Below are 18,600 nucleotides of genomic sequence, written 5' to 3'. Positions count from 1 at the left end.
GCTGAGCGCGGATTTCTTTGGTTTATCTGGTTTATGACGATACTCCTCTATTCGAATAACTCCGCCATCTTCCAGCCGATAGTCTGCGTGTGGGCGGATTTGGACGGATCGGTCCACAGCTTGGAAGCCGTCTCGTCAATAGCGGACAGTCCCTTGGATAGATCCGCGCCAACCGCTTGCAGTCCGTCGTTGATCAATCCGCCTGCGCCATAGCCTGCCGAGAAGGCCATGCCGACAGGTCCGGCAAATCCAGCCAGTCCAGCCAGGGTATCGGCGCTCTTCTGGAATCGTTCGCCGCCAGTTTTGGCTGTTGTGGCTGCATAGGCGTCGCCGGCAATAAACGCCGCGCCGATGACAGGCATCACTTTGCCAGCTTTGGATGCGACCTTCGCCAGCGGCTCCAGCGCCTCGGCTCCTTTTTTGAGTACACTTCCCGTCTTAGCGACAAGCCCCGCCACGGGCTTCAAAGCTTCTGTGCCTTTCTCTATGGCTGAACCCATTTTGGCGGCCAAGCCTTTGTTTTGCATTAATTTCTTATACATATCCGCAAATTTGGCCTCCAGCTCGTGCAAACGGAAATGACCGGTACCTTTAACTCCCGCCTGGCCTGTCGTCATAATCAAACCGCTCGCATCCAGCGCATCATGAGGCATCTCTGCCAAGCCGCCTCCAAAATGGTGAACCTGCACGCCGTCCATCGCAACGCCGGCTTCCTTCGCCAGCTTCCCGAAGACGGTTCGAACCTTGGAATAGGTCTCACGGGCGTAATTGATCGCCGTTCCCTGCTGCCGGTTGGAGCCCATGCCTTTCGTATTCTTCAAATGCTCCACTTTGTCGCGGAACAACTTCATCAGTTCGTTCGGGGCTTTACCCTGGAACTCCTTTCCCAACACCTCGTTGGCGGCCTTGCTCCATAAATCCCCCATCTTCTGATTGATCGGATCGCCCAGAAACCCGATGTTCACATTCGGGGGCTTCAGCTCGTTGGTCCCGTTTGGATCGATCAGCTTGACCGGATTGGACGATACGTACCGGTACAAATTGGGTCCGTCGATCAACAGCTTCGGATCGCAGCTGATCCAGCGTCCCAGCCAGGTGGCATAATATCTTGAGCCATGATACTGGAGCCCGTTCTCTTCGTCCCGCTCTTTTCCAGTATACCGGTACCGCTTGGGCGCCTCGTTCTGGCTTCGGACCGATTGAAAGGATGTGCTTCCGTATGGCGTAAACTCTTCATAGGAGATGATTTGCCCCGAATGATCCAGCTCCAGATGGGCGGAGCCCAGATGATTCCCGATTTGGTAACGGATAAGCCGGGCGGGCAGATCCTCCTGACCTTCCGTGCGCGTTTCGACCAAGGCCATTCGCTGTTTGCCATCCATGATATGCATGGATTCACGCTCAAACTCAATCATGCGCCCATCCCCCGCGAATTCACGGTAAATTTCAAAAGGACCCAGGTAAATGCGCTCCTTCCACCGGGTTGGCTGCACTCCGGGAGCGGCATACCGTTCTGTCACCTTCCGCACCCGCTGACCGCCGGCATCGTACGTATACCACGTGATTTCCGGCGTGGCACCGCTTGCTTCCGATACCGCCTGCCTTGATGTTGCCCGAAGCTGATCCAGCTCATTCCATCGCAAGAAGGGCAAATGGGGCATGGAGGTCATATTTCCGCGCATTCCGGCCGAGCCTTCGTACTTGTAAAGCTCCGCTGATGCACCGGTAGCCGTGCTGATCAGCCGGTTGCTTACTTTGTCTTCCTCCAGGAGACTCTGCTCCTGATAGTTAAAGCTCCGGGTCCATCCCGGGTGCGCCGGATTACTGCCGCGATGCTGCATGGCGAGCAGATTGCCGACGGCATCGTATACATAACGCTCAATATAGGTCCCCATCGCATTTCCATCGGAAGGATGGGCAAGCCGGGTATGGAATTCGCTCATGGCATCGGGAGCGGTCGGACCGGCAGGCGATCCTCCAATCTGCCCCAGATGTTCCCTCCCCGCCGCTTCAACCAATCGGTTTAAAGCGTCATACGTGTAACGGGATGAAGGCTCCACCCTCCGGTTAAGGAAAAAGAGGGCTTGCTGCGCACCGTCCCGTATGGACATGATATTGCCTACAGGATCGTAGGTGTAATGCAGATGCTGAAGTTCACAGCCCGGCCAATCCGGCCGGGACGGCTGCGGACAGTCCTCGGGAAAAATGAGCTTATCCCGAATGGTACGCATCCGGATGAGACGAAATGTGAACAGATCATATTCGAGCAGGGACTGTACCCCGTTACCGTATGAAATACGGGTGCGCTGCCCTTTTGCATTGTAGTCAATGTTGGCTACAAAAGAGGTCCAGATACGTTCCCCTTCCTGCTCTTCCCCACGCAAATTGGCTTCAACCGCGTTTAACAGATTCGCTTCATTATAAGAAGGGCGAATGATGCTGGAATCGGGAGCCGTGATCTGGGTCGCCCGGTTCAGTGCGTCGTAACGGGTGCGAGTCTCGTAGCTGTCCGCCTCCAGCAAAACATCCGAAGCCCAGTTCAGCGTCGTTTTATATTCGGCGGCAAGCTCCCGCCTGCTGCGGAGCAGATTCCCTTTAAAGTCGTACTCGTCGTTTGTAAGCAGCCCGGCTTGGTCGTAGGACAGGACCTTTTTTCCTCGCTGATTGTTCAGTTCCGGTTCCGGCATGGACTCGCCGTACACGATGCGGCCTGTCATAACCGGGGGACTGTCGCCTACACTATGATAAGTTTCGATCGCACGGCCCAGCACATCGTAAACGGTCCGGCTTTGTACACCACCGCTGCTCCAGGTGCTGACCGGTCTTTTTCCAGCGTCATACAGGGTCCAACGTTCTCCGGCCTCCATGCTCAATTCGGATATTGTGGTCCCCAGCATGTCATAGGCGCTGCGCATAACGGTTCGCCCGGCGGCATCGATCACTTCCCGGATATTCCCTTCAATATCGTATACGGTGCGGCTTTCGAAAAACTCCTCGTCCGTCGGCGCATCTGGCGGCGCATCGCTTCGTTTGCACCTGTTATGCTCCACAGTAAGAAATGCGCGCCCTAGGGAATCGAAATAACACGCCCCAGGCGTATTCGCATGCACGCTTGCTTTGACAGCCGTTTCCTGTTCATCGGGTCCAAGCAGCCCTTCGGCCCGCTGTCCGTACCAGGTAGGCAGGTACTCCATCTCCGGCAATCGTCTGAAATAATCCCCGGCATCCGAATCATTCGCGGGTTCCAGCAGCAGCGTGTCGCTGCCATCCCACGAGGTCTGCTTCCACGGACCGTAGACGTCCTTCTTCCACGTCCTGTCCGGATGCAGTACGGCGGCGAAACGGCCTGCCGGATCATAGAAATTTATGGGACTTACCCCGATTTGGATATCATGATCGAAGCTGTGCGTGTCCGTGAAGAAAGGCTCGAATTGCCGGACAGGCTTTCCTTTATTGTTGTACACCGTCCACCCGGAGCCCACCCAGCGGGGAAGTACCGCTTCCGCACTCAGCACAGGCTGGCCGCTTGCCGTCAGGATGTGTCCCGACGCCGGATCTCTTAACGGGACCTGACCGGGCTCCGCCTGAATTTTCTTTTGAATCTCACGGCCAAAACCGTCCGAATATAGAAAGCTGTAATGCAGGCCTGTTTGCTCACCCGCCGCCAAATCGGAATCATGGGTCACCCGCGACAGGGTATAAACGACAGGTGGCTCGGGAACGGACTGATCCTTGGTCCGCATATACGCGAACCAATCATAGATGATGCGGCTTGTTGCTTTTTGGAGCACAGCATGAGGAGCTGCAAGCGGCGATTTCAACTGCATAAGTGCCTCTGCGTGCGTTAACTCCGTTTCAAAGCCTTCTAGTGTATCTCCCTGGCTTGGCTGGTCCTCCGGCTTGCCCATAACGGCAGAACCTGAGACCATGCCGAGCGCATCATATACGACAGCCGAGCAGTTGCGGTTCGGGTCCATAACAAACGCTGGCTTCAGCACGCGGTAATCATCACCGGACGGAACCGGCTCTATGGCCGGGTCCGCATGCCTTAGCCCAACGGTCATGAGGCTGCCGAGCGGATCGCAGGTTTCCGTGACCAGCAAATCGTAGCGGTCATAGCGAATGATTGTCTCCGCGCTCCGCCCCTCCCGGTGGAGGGGATCTCTAAAGCGCTGAGGAAGGAAGAAATGCTCTGCCGCATAGGTGAGCTCCGCCGCCGGAGCATCGGACGGCTGAGGTGAGTAAAACACTTGCTCAGGCGGTATCCAGAAGCCGGACTCTCCCTCCAGCCGGACATAGCGTCCCTCGTCCAGAAGCATAGCTTCCTCGGCCCGCCCTCCATAAACGGCTTCCAGCAATCCGGGGGTGAAAGCGAGCCGGTAGCTGCCGTAAGGCAGCGCCAAGGCTTGCAGCTGTCCGGCAGGCAGCGGACCCGCCAAGTCGTCACGGCGATACAGCGTCTTCACGTGCTCGATCAGGCGCCGGGTTAATGCGTCCGGTGAAGAGCCGCTGTCCGCCTCATAGTCAATCGGGACGGCGCCAGCCCATGCCGATTCCAGATCAGCAAGTTGAAACCGGAGCTGGACACTCCGCAGCTGCAATCCGGTCAACTCGTAGCTGCGGGTTTCACTTGGGAGCGGCGCACGATAATCATTTGCCCCGGTTACGGGAGTGGTGTACAGGTTTTCGGTTAGCACCACCGTTATCTTGCTCTGCTCAATTTGATCCCGTGTAGCAAGCTCCGGATCCGGCTGCCTGCGGCCATAGCTTACAACAGCGAGCTTCGTTTCGTTGCCGAAGTCATCCGTTTCCATGACGATGGAATGAAGCGTTCGCGGATCTTGGGGATTTCGCTCATAGTGGAAGCTGATTTGTTCCCGGGGATGCGAAACAAATATCGCAGAATGATCCCCCTGTCGGGCTTGCAGCAGCTTAACCGTGTAATTATGCTCCGTCACGGTATAAGGATGGCTTTCCTTATCGGTGCCGTCCAAAGCATACACTTCCTGCCTCAGCAGCATGCCTTTAAGCGCGCGGCAGGCCTCGCGCTCCTCTTCCGGCGATAATCCGTCCGGCAAGACCGAAGCTTCCAGAAGAAGCAGTACCGCCCCGGCCTCCGTCGTAGCCGGTTCGCGGTAATACTCGTGTTCGGCGAAGTAGGCGCTCAGGCGGTAACGGTCCAGATAGGCGCCGGTATGATACCAGGAACGGGTCAGGACGGGAGGAACATGGGAATCATACGACTCGTTCGTTCCTTCAGGAAAGAAATCCGCCTTCCCTTCCAAGCTGCCGTAAGCTTCCGAGTCCCATTGCTCCACCAACCCGAAGCCCCTGAATTCCCGCTCCTCTCCGTCAAAGTAACCGTGGCGGTACGCATACCTTGTGGCAAAACGATTACCGCTGATTCGGTCAAATGTCTCGACTTTTTCGACGACATGAACCGGAAAAGGCAGCTTCGTCACCCACGGCTTGCCTTCCCGCTGGTCAGTGAGATAAAACTTCGTGGATGAAGCATAATGTATCCGGGTCTCCGCTCCGAGATTGTTCGCTGTCCGGACGAGCAACTGCGGCTTCTGCCCGCCGGTCAGATCGATATAAGAGATCGGTCTGCCCATGGAACTCTCCAATGTGGACGACCAGACCAGGCAGGAGGTGCCATTGCCAAGCAGGTCGATAACCGAAACGAAGGCTTGGCTGTGCACCGAAGGAAGTCCGGTAATGGCCCTTGGCCCGATCCATCCGTTACCGGACTGATTGTAATAGACGTGGATATCATTCTGGCCCAGGTACAGGATATCGGTTAATCCCGAACCGTCGATATCCGCGAGACGAAGACGGTCTGGACGAAATGCATCGGGGTGATCGAACCACGGGGAATCGGCCATCGTAATCTTCGCGCCGAAACGCCCGTAGCCCAGATTGGGCCAATAGCAGATTTCGCCGTTTCGGATGCGAACAAGATCGGCGAGACCGTCTCCGCTTATATCTGCAAGAAAGACAGATTTCGTGCCGTCCGCGGTCACCAGACGGGGATCACTGTCTTGATCCGGATCGGAATAAATCGGCTTGGCTGCTCCAAAACCTTTCTTGGCGAGGGAAGGAGACCAGGTGAATACGTCATCGTCCATCAACAGAAGGTCGGCATGCCCGTCGCCGTCCAGATCGACGAAGTGCAGGTTCGGGTCGTCCCAGCGGATGTTAGGCAGTTGGAGAAAAGGCTGAAACCCGCTCCACTCCCCCGACTCCGCACGTTCGTGGTAGCCGGGAGTCGGCCCGGAGAAAGCAACGGCTTCCAGCCGGCCGTTGCCATCCAGATCCAGCAGCTGAAGCCGTCCGCCGGCAAGCTCTCCAAGAGCGGGCTTGGAGGCGACTTTCATCAGGGGGCCGAATCGGCCTTCCCCCTCATTTGGTTTGTAAAACCAGCCGCTTGCTTGCTCGGTTAAAATGCCGGATACGCCCTCGCCCTCCAAATCCACCCACTGATAGGCACCGCTTAAACCGGCAGGAAGATTCTCCAGACTGCTCTCCGGAAGCTCCCGCAATTCGTCTTGAATGACTGCCTGGCTGTACTCCAATTCAATCGGAGGCAGAGATTTGCACAGATACGTGTGACCTTCGGCTGTTGTTTCCCTCTCTCCCGTTCCCTCCCCGCGAATATAACCGGATTGGGTTACCGCGCACAGGATAGAGCCGAACCGGGTGCTTCCAGGATGCGAAAGCTCTTCTTCCGGTGATAGAGGCGAACCAGTTGCGGATGCAGAAATGTCATTGTAATCGAAGGTAGTGGAACGGACCAGGCAAGGCTCGGGTCCAAGCTCATCGAAGCGGTGAAACATCAAGATCCGGCGGCACCTCCGGTACGTGCGGATCTCAAATCCCGCCCGGTAGGAGGAGGTTACATCCGGTCTAGCGGACCATGCCCGCTCCGGCGTCCCAGAGGCTACAACCATCCGTTGTTCCCCAAGCCCGGGAGATGCTGGTCCAAGCTCCACTAAATGGCCTTCGTCATAGTCGAAGATGACCTTGAACAACCAATCCGTCTTGGACAAATCCGGCTCTATGTGCCGTGAAGTCCGGTTTCCATACTTGACTCGCTTCAGGTACCTTGCTGCTCCCCGCTCCCGGTTCAGCTCGCTTACTAACGTCAAATCCACATTTCGGCTGTCTTCTTCCACGTACTCGTAAACAATCGCGTTACCCCTGGAATCATAGCTTTCGCTGATGAGCCAGGAGTAAATGCGGTGTTCTGTTCCGGGCTCGGCGATCCGGCTGGCCGGTGTCTGCCCGTAAATCGCCGTGATATTGTCGCGGCTGATCGTCCGCCAATGCACCTGACCGCTGGACAGGCGGGTCCACTGTTCGATTCGGGTGAACAGTCCCTCCGTCCGAGGCCGATAATACCGGATGCGATAATCACCGTTCGTGGCAGCGGCTCCTTCCGGCGGTTCCTTTAGCGGAACAAGATCCTCCGCGCCGGACAGCAGAAACACATCCGAGTCTTCCGCATCGTTATATTGGGGCAGGCCCTTATCGGTTTTTCGTGTAATGGATGGCAAATTCAGCTGCCAGCCCAGACCAAAAATGCCGTTCCCCGATCCGGAGCTGTAGGCGAGCTTAAGGTCCGGTTCAAAGCCGGCTCTTCCGGGGCTGGTGTAGACCGGGATGCTGAAGGAGGCTGTTCCAGTCGCCGGGTTGACGGTGAACTTCTCTCCGATTCCCCGAATGGCCCCTCCACCTTTTGGCATGGATATGGCGGGCGCCTGCAGGCCTCCTCCGGATGGCTTCGGGGTAGATGAAGCGGGCGCGCTTCCCGGCGTGGGTGACAATCCTGACATGCAATCTCTCCTCTCCTATGAAACATGCGAAGCGGTCCATCATAGGGCCGCCTCGCATGTCTAGTACTTCTGCAAGCTGTTATTTAGCGTTGTAGTGAATGACAAGCCACAAATCTTCGATCATTTGGCTGTTGATCCGTTCATGGGTCACGCTGTCAGCTGTAACCCTGACCCGATAAGGCTCAGCCAGCCCGGCTATGTCCTCTTCGGCCGCGGCGATGCTCCACTCGCCCAGACCGGAAGCCGTTCCTTCCACCCGGCAGTGCGGGACGCCGCCGAACGCCGGGTCACTTAACAGCTCTGCTGACTGCACATCGGTCCGGTTCGGCGCATACAGCCCAAGCCGGAGCGGACTGCCGTCTCCGTAGACTCTCGCAGCATCCTTCCACTTCAAGAACAGCTCCACATCCGAGATCTCGACCGTCTTCCCTCTTTGCCTGTAAGGCAGAACCTGCTCGGCAAGCCGGATTTCCAAGCGTTGGCCGTCCTGCGCTTCCGCGGGGTGTACAAAGCGGTGCCACTCCGAAGGGAACTGGGTTCTGCAGGACAACAGCAGCACGCGGTTATCCTGCAAGGCAGCCTCGACCACCTCATTCATTACGGCCGACTTCAGCCCTTCCCCGCCTTCTCTTGCCGTGTATCTGAGATGAAGGACTACATCGGCAATCGTATCGGTGTCAAAGCTGTTGCACGCCTTCGGCAGCGCCAGCTTCCAGCGGCTGACTGCTCCGGCGCCTTCAAACGGGAGATACCGCTCATCCCGGAGATTCGTTTCAAACATGCCGCTGTCATTCTGGGCGCCGCTCGTTGTAATGGCTTGATTGATCCCGTATTGATCCAGGAAACGCCCATCCTCGGCCGATTGCCGTTCATATTTCCCGCCCAGCAGCTGGGCGCTCTTGCGGATGGAGCTCTGCAGCAGGGTCAACGTACAGTTGACGCTGGTGTAAGGACCGGTTACGCAAGGAATGGACACGCCGATCGACTTGATTCTTCTCATGTAGTGACCTGGATAATCCATGTCGAGAAGCCGTTCCGGCAGCTCAATCAGACATTCGCCGGTCTCTTTAAGCCGGGCCAAAGCGAGCGGATCATGCAGGGAAACCGATACATGCTTCGTGATCTCATATTCGCGCTTGTTCAGCTCCAGGTAGGCTAGGCTGAGACGCTTCAAATCGCCCATCAGCCGTTCGCCCGCCAGGAGGCCTTTTTTCATGCTGTCCCAGTGGCCGAACTTGATATAGGTTTTATCCGTGCCGAGCTCGAATTGGAACGCCCGTTCCGCGCGTTTCGCCGTATCGTAAGCAAACTGGTAGCTCTGGAAAAACAATGCCGAGGTCTGGGCAACCATCCAGTCATACAGCTCCGAATTGGTAAATTTGCTCTGCATCGCCTTATGGACTTCCATTGTATTGCGAGCTTGAAGCTCTTGATTCTTAAGCTCCTTTTCCGTAATGGACAACCGGATTTCCGCGGCAACGATCTGCTTTTCCAGCTGCTTAAGCTCCATATTGGCCATAAGCGCCTGATGCTTCCATTCCATATTGCGGCGCTCGTACCCGGCAAGGGTTCCGCTGCGTCCCGCTTTATAGTTGTCCTGATTGGATAAATGATTCAGATAACGGGCGTAAGCCTGCAGACCGGTTGAAATGTTGATTCCTCCGAGCTGTGCCGTAAGGACAGGACTCGCGACGCCGGACATTCCGATCGTGACGTTCGGAATTTGGGAAGCGATCTGTGCAGCGACTTCATATTGCATGATTTGCTCGGACCGCTTATTGGCCTCCTCCAGCTTCTGCAATTGGTCATCTTCCAGCTGGATGGTGTAGGGCTGCTCCTTATAATACAGCTCCCTCTCCCTAACCATCTCCCGCTGGCGGTACAGCGCTTCGAGCGACTCCCGGCTCTCCGCCGCCTGCTTCCGTTTTATATCGATGACCGCTTGATGCAGGGAAACCTCATGGCTGGACCGGAGAACAGACAGCTTCTCCGAGTCCCGCTTCTCCAGAGCGGCCAGCAGCGCCGAGCCAAAAGCCTTTACTTCCCCGCACAGCTCTTCTGCCTTATGCGCCATGGTCTGGTACCGGTATTGGGGAAGCTTGGCATTCACTTCCTCAATCACGCTACCGACGTCCAGCCCGGCCGCCGCTGCCCGGGTCAACAGCCCGGGGTCCACAGGCGACTGGAACAAGGATAGCTGTCTGACCGTTCCGTCGATGCTCATGCTGTTGCGGATTTTATAGAGCCTGTCGGCAACGTTGTCCCAATAGCCCAGCAATTTATCGTTCGGCGGAATACTGAAATACAAGGCACTTCCAAGTGACAGTAGCCCGGTGTCCAATCTATTCCCGCCAAATGTGAAAGAAGCGCTTGGCATCCAATTCTCCAGTTGAACAAGAGCATTGGAGAACGAATCCAGTTCAGGCTGCAGGTCCAAATATGATTTGCTTTCTATACGGGAACGTTCGCTTCCGGAACGCGGGCGTTCTCCGAGCAGTTCTCCGGCAAGGAGGTACAGCTGCGTTGCCTCATTTATCGCTTCAATCGTGTCTTGACGGAACAGCTGGTCAGCCCAAGCGATCAGGTTATCCAAATATTTCATGACGACCAGTTTTTGATAAGAAGAAATCCTAATGCGGGCAATCAGATGCGGGTTGAAGGGGTTGCTCTTCCATGCGGCAATCAGCTTCTCGAACTCCAGCTTACGGTTAAGCGTCTCGGGGTCACTCCCCTCGTAGTGGAGCAGCATCATATACTCCCGCAGGGTTGTTGCCGCGTCATTTTGCCGGAAAGGAAGCAGCTTCCAGTATCCTTTGGTCTCAGGTGAAGAATTCGTCGGGTCAAAAATATAGTGGAACCACCGCTGGGCCTCTTCAAACTGCTGATTTTTGCTGAGCCGGTCGGCCAGAAGCAAGGGTGTATGGAAAAAGATTTCCCAGTTATATACGGAGTATGGCCCATAGATACTAAAATCCACATTTTCCTTTGGATACGGACGGCTGACGCACCCGGTAAAACCGTACTCGTTCGGCTCGGTCAACGGCTGGTACTCCGCTTCAAAGAATTCCTTCTCCATGCTCTGCGTTTGCGGGCTCAGAAGTCCGTCAATCCCCACATTGTTCAGCTTCTCTACGAAGGATGTTACGTAAGGATGAAATGCCGTATGGAACAAAAGATAGCTGCCCCCGTAAGGCGAAGTCAGCGAGAGTCCGAACCCGCCAACCATCAGCCTGTTATATTCGAGCAAGGACGTTTTGTACGGCGTTGACGTCACGAATAGCACGCGCTTCGCATCCTGATAAAAGAAGGGGCGGCTGCCGTCAAACCACAAGTTGTTTTGAGGGAAGACGATTTTGAAAGAGTCTCTGTGATAGATCATATCCTCCCTGTTGTAGCCGCCGTCATTGTTATCGATAGGAATGACGACCCGGCCCGCCCCCTCGTTGAAGGGGCTGATGGCATTGTTGTATACATCCGTGGCATCCGGAAGAGGGTAACGTTTGCCCAGCAAGCCGGAATATACCGGATACACATTCACTCGGCCATCCGGGTTGTTCAGCTTAAAATAGAACAGCCTCGAATACAGGGAATACCCGTTATAGTGGATGATGGCCTCGATAAACAAGCTGTTCTCCTCGTCAATATAGGAGTGAAAAGCGATATTTTCCTTATCGTAGCGCTGCGTCATATCCAGATTGGCATTCGTCACCGTCTTGGGGGACCAGCTTCCGAAGCGGTATTCGCTCCACGCCAGCCCGACCTGCAGGAACTTCTGCGGCTTCTCTCCCGATGGATTTAACACATCCGGCGTTTTGGCCACTTCCTTGAAGATCGGCCAGAAGAGATAGAGCCGGCTTTTGTACAGAACGGGAATCAGATGTTCCCCTTCAATGTCCGTGTCGACCTTCTCCCAAGCGGTCCATGTGAGGCCGTTCTCAAACCGGCGGTAATAGTAAATATGCGGGCTGTTCTGCGTCCGTCCAAACACATGAAGGATATCGGTAAATATCCCGTTTCCATGATCCTCATATTGATGGTACATGGCGGCGATATCGAGCCGTGACACCCGGTCCAGCTTCTCCATGTAATTCATAAAGGAGGCTTCCGCACGCTCGAGCTTCGCTTCGTTTTCCATGAACTCTTTTTGCAGCTCGGTGAAAAAAGGAGACTTATTGTCGCGCAGCTCCGGCTCCAGCCAGTTCTCCGGATACAAGAATATCTTCCGGTTGGCTTCCCAAATCCGGTAGTTCCGGATTTTCTTCCAGTCTTCAGCAGCCTCGTGCGTCAGGTGAACCTCCGGCTCCAGATTCATCAGGCAGCGCTGCACAAACAGCTGTACCGATGAGATCGCCTGCTTGATCCGGGAGGTTTCCTGCATGGCGCCCATTTCCACGTCGATGAGAAAGTAAGCGAATAAATCCTCGGTCCGTTTGGTGTAATAAAAATCATGCTTGAGATAGGCGGTCAGCGCCGAGCGCTGCTGTTCTCGCAGGCGGTTTTTCAGCGATTTGGCAACGGACAGCCATTGCTGCTCATCGTACTTCGCTTTCAGTGCCCGTCTGATGCTCCAGATCTCGTACTCGCTTATACCGGAGACCGTCCATCTCTTCGCTTCGACAACTGGAACATTGAGCCGCTGCATCAGCGAAAGCCCCTCCGCTAGTCTCAGGAGCCATCGCTCATCCCGGTAATCCTGCGGGTATTTAAGGTGAAGCAGGTGCAGCCCCGCCCATAGCCTGATGTCATCTGTCTTCCAGCCTGTAAGCTCCGCCAAGCCCGCGAACAGCTCTTCCGGGACCTCCAGTTCCGATGAACGGCTGTCTACCAGCTTGAACAAATCCGTCCAGCGGCTGCTGCCGGAGGCGTAACGATCCCGCCAGTCAACGAGCAGCTTGATTCTGGCGATCGAACCGCCGTCTATAAACAGCAGTTCCGTCGGCTCTGCTGGAATGGCGTCCCAATCGGGCCAACCGGGGCTGCCCGACTTAGTGATGAAGAAATTCACCTCTTCATCCTGAAGCCCGAGCTTTGCGGCCAAGGAAGCGGCTTTCGCCAGCTTCAGGACCGACTGGAACAACCGGGGGAAGCCTTCCCTGGTTACCGGTCCCGCACTGCCTATGAATGCCGGGTTGACGAAGGCCTTCAGCAGCGGGATTTCGGGAGCCGAGGGAACCGTAAGGCAAGCCGTCGTCAGCTTTATGATAAGCCCGGCATTCAGCTGCGTAAATTCGCTGAGCCGTCTGATTACCGCCGATTGACTTAACCCTTCCACACTCGCGGCGGAATCGGCTTCACCTGCAATTTCGCTCAGTTCGCTGCGTAGAGCCGTCAGCAATTCCAGAATCTCCGGCTCGGAAGGCGCCGCCTCTTTTCCTTCATGACGGAGGATGTACAGCAGCTCACCAGCGGCAAAGCCCGCCTCCGACGCATGGCGGCACAGATTGACAAATCTGGCCGTGTTTTGAACGCTGTAGGCGCCTCCGGTAAAAGGCGACGCCGGAATAAGCTTGATCCAGCCTGTGTAATCGGCGATGGAGAGTTCCATCGCCTTCGCCAGCCCTGTATAGGCATAAAGCAGCGAAAGATTGCCGAGCGTCAGCCGGTCGTCCGGCAGACAGGCGGCTATAAGTGAGCGAAGCTCATCACCGGTCAAATGAAAGGCGGCAAGCAGCGTCGATTGGTGCTCTTCCAGGTAACCGGTCGTATCGGCCAATTCATCGCGTTCCGGCTCACGTAGCAGGAATGCCGGATCGACCTGCTGAGCCACCGTCTTATTGAGGAACAAGCGCTCGTACAGGCTGACGGATTGCCCATAAGCCGGGGTCGTCTCGATGCTTCCCCACCAGTAGACCAGCTCCTGCGCGGGAACCTGGAGTTCGTCCGCCAAATGGAACACTTCAGACAGCCGGATGATAAAGCTCTCATCCAATAATTGTCCGCCAAGCGCGGACAGCACATGGTCCAGCTGGCTGATCGACCAATTCTTGAGTTTGCGGAGCAGCCGGACGAACCGGTGAATGCGGTCAAGCTCCCTTTCGGACAGGTTCAGCACGACTGCCGATTGAACCGAACAAGTGGACGGGTCCATATCGAGACTCAGCTCTCCTGTGGGATTAATATAGGAAGCGCCAAGCAGTTCCTCCAATTCCGCAAAGGACAACCCCGTCCGTTCCAATAACAGCGGTGCTCTGCTCATCGCCTGAACCCATGTTTCAAGCCCGACATTGCTCTCCGCAAAACCAAACATATAATGGAGCGGTTTGCCCTCTGGACGAAGCCCGGTGATAATGCTGCAATCCGCAGGATTGAGCTTCAGCGTTTCAGTCGCAATAGCCAGCTCCGTTCCGGGGATTTCCGCGGATGCGTTCAAGGGCCGGAAGGCTTCCATCAGCTTCACGCGGGGCACATTCATTTGCTCCAAGTAGGCGCGCGCTTCTTCATGCCACAGGGAAAACGGCAGCCGGAACGGGTACACCTTCTGAGACAGCCGGTTATAAGCGCCTGCGTTCACATGCTCCGGCTGGGCGCCGAGCTCTTCGCTGGTACCGGTTGTCTGGGCCGCCCGAACGGCCGTTTCCGGCGATACGGCATTCTCCAGTAGCTCATTGACCAAATCAATATAAGGCAGCGTAATATTCGTATTCTCGCAGGACAGTTCCAGCTGCCCGATATCCGGGCGGCGTCCAAGCAGCGTTTGAAGAGCGGTCCCCCCTGTTGTAGATGGCGTCTTGGACAGCATTTGAAGCAGATCGACCAGATAGGCCGCCGGACTGTATACGGTACGGCAATGCTCGCAATCGCACCATTCCAGCTCTCCGAACATCTCGCTCCAATCCGGAAGCGATGCCGCTGCGGCCATGGCTTCCGCCGAATTGGCCGTTGTGGCGCTAAATTGCACCGACCGGGACGCCTCCTGGATCTGCCCGAACACAGCCAAAGCCGTGGACGTTACGGATACCGCTTTGTTGTAAATATCTCCGGCGGCACCCTCTCCGCCAACCTTATCCGCATAGTCGGATATAAACGACTCACGGCTATGCTGGGCAATTCCGAGCGACGAGTGGATTCCCTCCTCCAAGAGAGCCTTCATCGGCGCATAGGACGGCGTCAGCCTATAAATGCGCTGCATGCTTTTCAAGCGGTTGGTCAAACGGCTAGCCGACTTCTGTCCGCTCTGTTCCGTAATGCCCAGCTGCTGCTCTCCACTCTTCGCCTTCTTCAAGAACGTATCCACGGACGAAGTCTTCAAATCAAAATCCGGGTGGTCCTGAAGGAATTCCAGCACTTCATCCCGCAGCTCAAAGCTGCCGTCAGCCTTCAGATTTCGTATAACAGCCTGTGTGGGGAATACTTGATCCAACACCTGGATGACTTCGGCGGCCGCATGGGGAATGGCCGGCTTAATCCTGACGGCACGCTCCGAATTAACCGCTTCGATTTCCTCCTGATCCCGCAGCTCTTGCCAGTCCCCCTTGTTCCACAAGACTAGCTCGCGCAGATCGTCCGAATGGTCTGGATTCGCCCCATCCAGCTTGCTTAATATGGCATTCACCAAAGGCAAATCCCCCTGCGTCAGCTCCTTCAGCTGCAGGATCAGCCGGATTCGGCCAGCATGGCCGGATAACTCGGGATCTTCCTTGAGCAGGCGCCATAAAGATACCGGGTCTCCTGTGTGCCCGAGGACCAGCTCACGGAGTCTGTTTTGCGCTGAATTGCCTAAAGCTGCCGCTTTCAGAAAATCACCGATTCCGCCCTCCTTAACTCCTGATCTTAGCGATTGGCCCGCTTCCGCGCCGGATAACAGAAGCTCCGGCAGCCTCTCCAGAAACGGAGGGATCGCTTCTTTAGACAATGGCGGGATCAAGCCCTCATCTTCCGCCGATTCCAATGCTGCGCGCAGCTTCTCTCCCGGGATGGATAAGAGTCTGGATAACTCCAAAGGAATCTCTCTTCGGGACAAGCCGTAGAGCAGCGCCTCCGGCAGGTCAAGCTCCTTAGACGCGGTCCATGCCCGCACATAATGCCGGATCGGTTCCGGCTCGATTTTGCTTTCTTTTGACAAATACAGAAGGTCCACTTCGGTCAGGCTGCCCGGCTGCACATTGTGCAGAAGTTCCGACAAGCTGCTAAGGAGCTGTTCATACTCCGACACCCGCCCATCCAGCTTAAGATCGACGGTTAAATTTACGACTTCTTCCGGCCCTGGCTGAAAACGAACCTGGGATTCGGCTCCGTCCCGGCCGTCAGCTCCAACCAACCGGACCAGGAGATTGACATCGCCTTCGGGCGGCGATGGGTAGAAGATCTCGTAATGCCCCTGATCATCCGTCCAGCTTTCTCCGAGCTTGCTTTCGCTTCTGAATTTCTTGTTATACGCGGCCACTTTGACATGCTTTGCGGGTTTTCCGTTTGTCAGTTGGATGATGCCTCTGATGGTACATGTATTTTTAACAATCTCCATATGGGGTAAGAATCCTCCTTCAATAACGATACTCCTCTTTTGCCAGAGAAAAGATATCATAATTTTTAAATAAGAAATATTATCCTTTTGGATAATATACTTTCGAAGGAGTTGGATTTTTCTGATATACTGGATATATAAGGGATTAGAGGGTGGTGAGTGGTGATTGACCGTCGAACTTAGCGCCATTGAGGAGAGAGAGCTGCAATTTGTTGTAGGCCGAAGCACAGAGACAGGAACCTTTACCCATATTCTGCAAGAGAGCTGTGACCAGGCTTGCCGAATCCTGCATGTGTACGGCACCGGAGGGATTGGCAAGAGCACTTATCTGCGGCTGTGCCGTTCATGGTCCAAGCAAATGGATGCCCTTTTCGTCCTCATCGACAGCAATGACTTTATACATACGGAACAAGGGCTTGTCGAAGCGATATTCAAGCATCTTTCACCGGGTTTAACCGCCGTACATTCGTCGCCCGTTCATCTGGACGGGCTGATGAAGCTCATTCATGGCATCACCTCGGAGCGCCGGCTTGTCCTTGCCTTCGACACCTTTGAGGAAATGCCGGAGCTGGAATCGTGGCTGCGGGATATTTTTTTCCCGGGGCTCCCGAATAGAACGCTGTTATTATTTGCCGGCCGGCATCCGCTAAAAGGAAGATGGATCGTATCTCCGGCATTGCGGGAGCGCATTTGCCAGCTGGAGCTTCATTATTTAAACCCGGAAGATTGCAGCGAATATTTGCAGAAATGCGGCATTCATCATCCGGCGCTTGTGGAGAAGCTTTCGGACCGCACCAAAGGACATCCGCTGTCCCTTTCTCTGGCTGCAGCCGCTTACTCTCCCTCCAGTCCGGCCTATGGAAGCGATTATTTTGACGATGTCATTGAGCTGTGGCTGCGGGAGGTTCCCGACCCGGAATTAAGAACCTTGCTGGATGCCGCTTCGCTGCTTCAACTTTTTCATCATGAGCTTCTGGCCTTTATCATGGATGAAGAGGTGTCCTCTCAAGCCTTTAACCGGCTAATCTCCCTCTCCTTTGTCCGCAAGTCTGAGCGGGGCTGGCAGCTACACGATTTATTGCGCGAGTACATTCGCTTGCGATTGCAAAACCGGGCTCCCGGCTTGTTTAAACGGCTCAAGCAGCGCGCAGCCCAGTATTATGCCAATTCGTTGTTAGCCGCGCCGTATGCGGAAAAGGATTGGGAAGTCGGTGAATTATTCCGGTATACCGGCATTGAGGTGGCAAGGGCGCTCATGTCCAGACAGGAGCAGCAGCGGGCCTATTATTGGGAAACGGTTACACCGTCTACCCTTGCGGACGCCGCAGCTTTTGCGAATTGGAGAGAAAATCATATTGAGCCCATCAGCGGGGTTGGAGTCGATCCCGAAACGGGAACCACTTATGCCATTGAATACAGCGCCGAGGAAATTCGCAAGCATGTCAAACCGGTAGATTTAACCGGGGTCTTTGCCCTCGATCCGTCTTCGATCAAGCTTCTGCGCGATGATAATGGCCGGGCGGCTGCTCTGTTCGTCGTCATCCCGATCCACTCGGGCACACTTACATGGCTGGAAAGCGACCCGTTATGCTCACCGTATCTGGCCTCCCTTTCCCGGGAAGAAAAGGACAAACTGAAAACGCTGCCCGAGCGGCCTGCGGGATGGTTTATGCGATGCACCTATTACTCCGATCTGCTCAACCCGGCGATCCGGACGGCTGGCATTTATTTGATTTATTCCTATATGTTCCGGGGCGGGATTCTCGTTAGTTCGCCCTTTGAGAGCGAAATCAGCAGGAAAGTGTATAGAGGCTTTGGCTTCCATACCGTTGAAGGAGCCACTCACTTTAATTATGACGGGGTCACTCCGACACCCACATACGCAGTCGACACTAGGGGCGCGAAGCTTCAGGACTTCCTGGAGAGGTTATTTTACCGCGCGGGTCTTACGTGGCAGGGGAATGATCATAAGAAGAAGTCGGCGCCAGCCGAACCGGCCCAGGCAGAAGCTGCGGAATCGGCCGTGGACGGTGAACAGCTGCTAACCAAACGGGAAAAGGAAGTCGTTAGGCTGGTCCTCGCCGGATGCTCCAATTCGGAGGTAGCGAAAACCCTCTATATCTCGGAAATCACCGTAAAAAAACATCTCATCTCGATCTACTCTAAGCTGGGAATCACAAAACGGATTCAGCTTGCCCAGAAGTTCCCTTCCTGAGTTAAACTAACATCTTTATATACAAAGAGCTGCCGGTTGATCCGGTAGCTCTTTGGCGGTAAATTGAACTGACGCACAGCGGCGGTGTT

The 18,600-nt window shown here is 55.3% G+C and carries 3 protein-coding genes; 1 reads left to right on the top strand and 2 read right to left on the bottom strand.

The annotated features are described in order from the left end of the window. Positions 1-47: 47 nt before the first annotated feature. Positions 48-7,835 (bottom strand): SpvB/TcaC N-terminal domain-containing protein, encoded by a 7,788-nt coding sequence (locus tag EH198_RS03600; RefSeq protein ID WP_124694160.1) that lies wholly within the window; start codon positions 7,833-7,835, stop codon positions 48-50. 79 nt (positions 7,836-7,914) lie between these two features. After that, positions 7,915-16,296: a Tc toxin subunit A-related protein gene (locus tag EH198_RS03595; protein WP_185702734.1), complete on the bottom strand. Its 8,382-nt coding sequence runs from the start codon at positions 16,294-16,296 to the stop codon at positions 7,915-7,917. Between the two features lie 166 nt (positions 16,297-16,462). On the opposite strand from EH198_RS03595, the gene EH198_RS03590 reads away from it, so the two are divergent. Next, positions 16,463-18,511 carry a LuxR family transcriptional regulator gene (locus EH198_RS03590; protein WP_124694158.1) on the top strand — a complete coding sequence of 683 codons (2,049 nt, stop codon included), beginning with the start codon at positions 16,463-16,465 and terminating at the stop codon, positions 18,509-18,511. Positions 18,512-18,600: the final 89 nt, after the last annotated feature.

Source organism: Paenibacillus rhizophilus (genome assembly GCF_003854965.1).
Lineage (GTDB): Bacteria > Bacillota > Bacilli > Paenibacillales > Paenibacillaceae > Paenibacillus_AQ > Paenibacillus_AQ rhizophilus.
This window is presented reverse-complemented; position numbering and strand designations above follow the sequence as displayed.

Coding starts and splice junctions, on each gene's coding strand:
- EH198_RS03595 (WP_185702734.1), bottom strand. CDS start 16,296: ATGGAGATTGTTAAAAATACATGTACCATCAGAGGCATCATCCAACTG.
- EH198_RS03600 (WP_124694160.1), bottom strand. CDS start 7,835: ATGTCAGGATTGTCACCCACGCCGGGAAGCGCGCCCGCTTCATCTACC.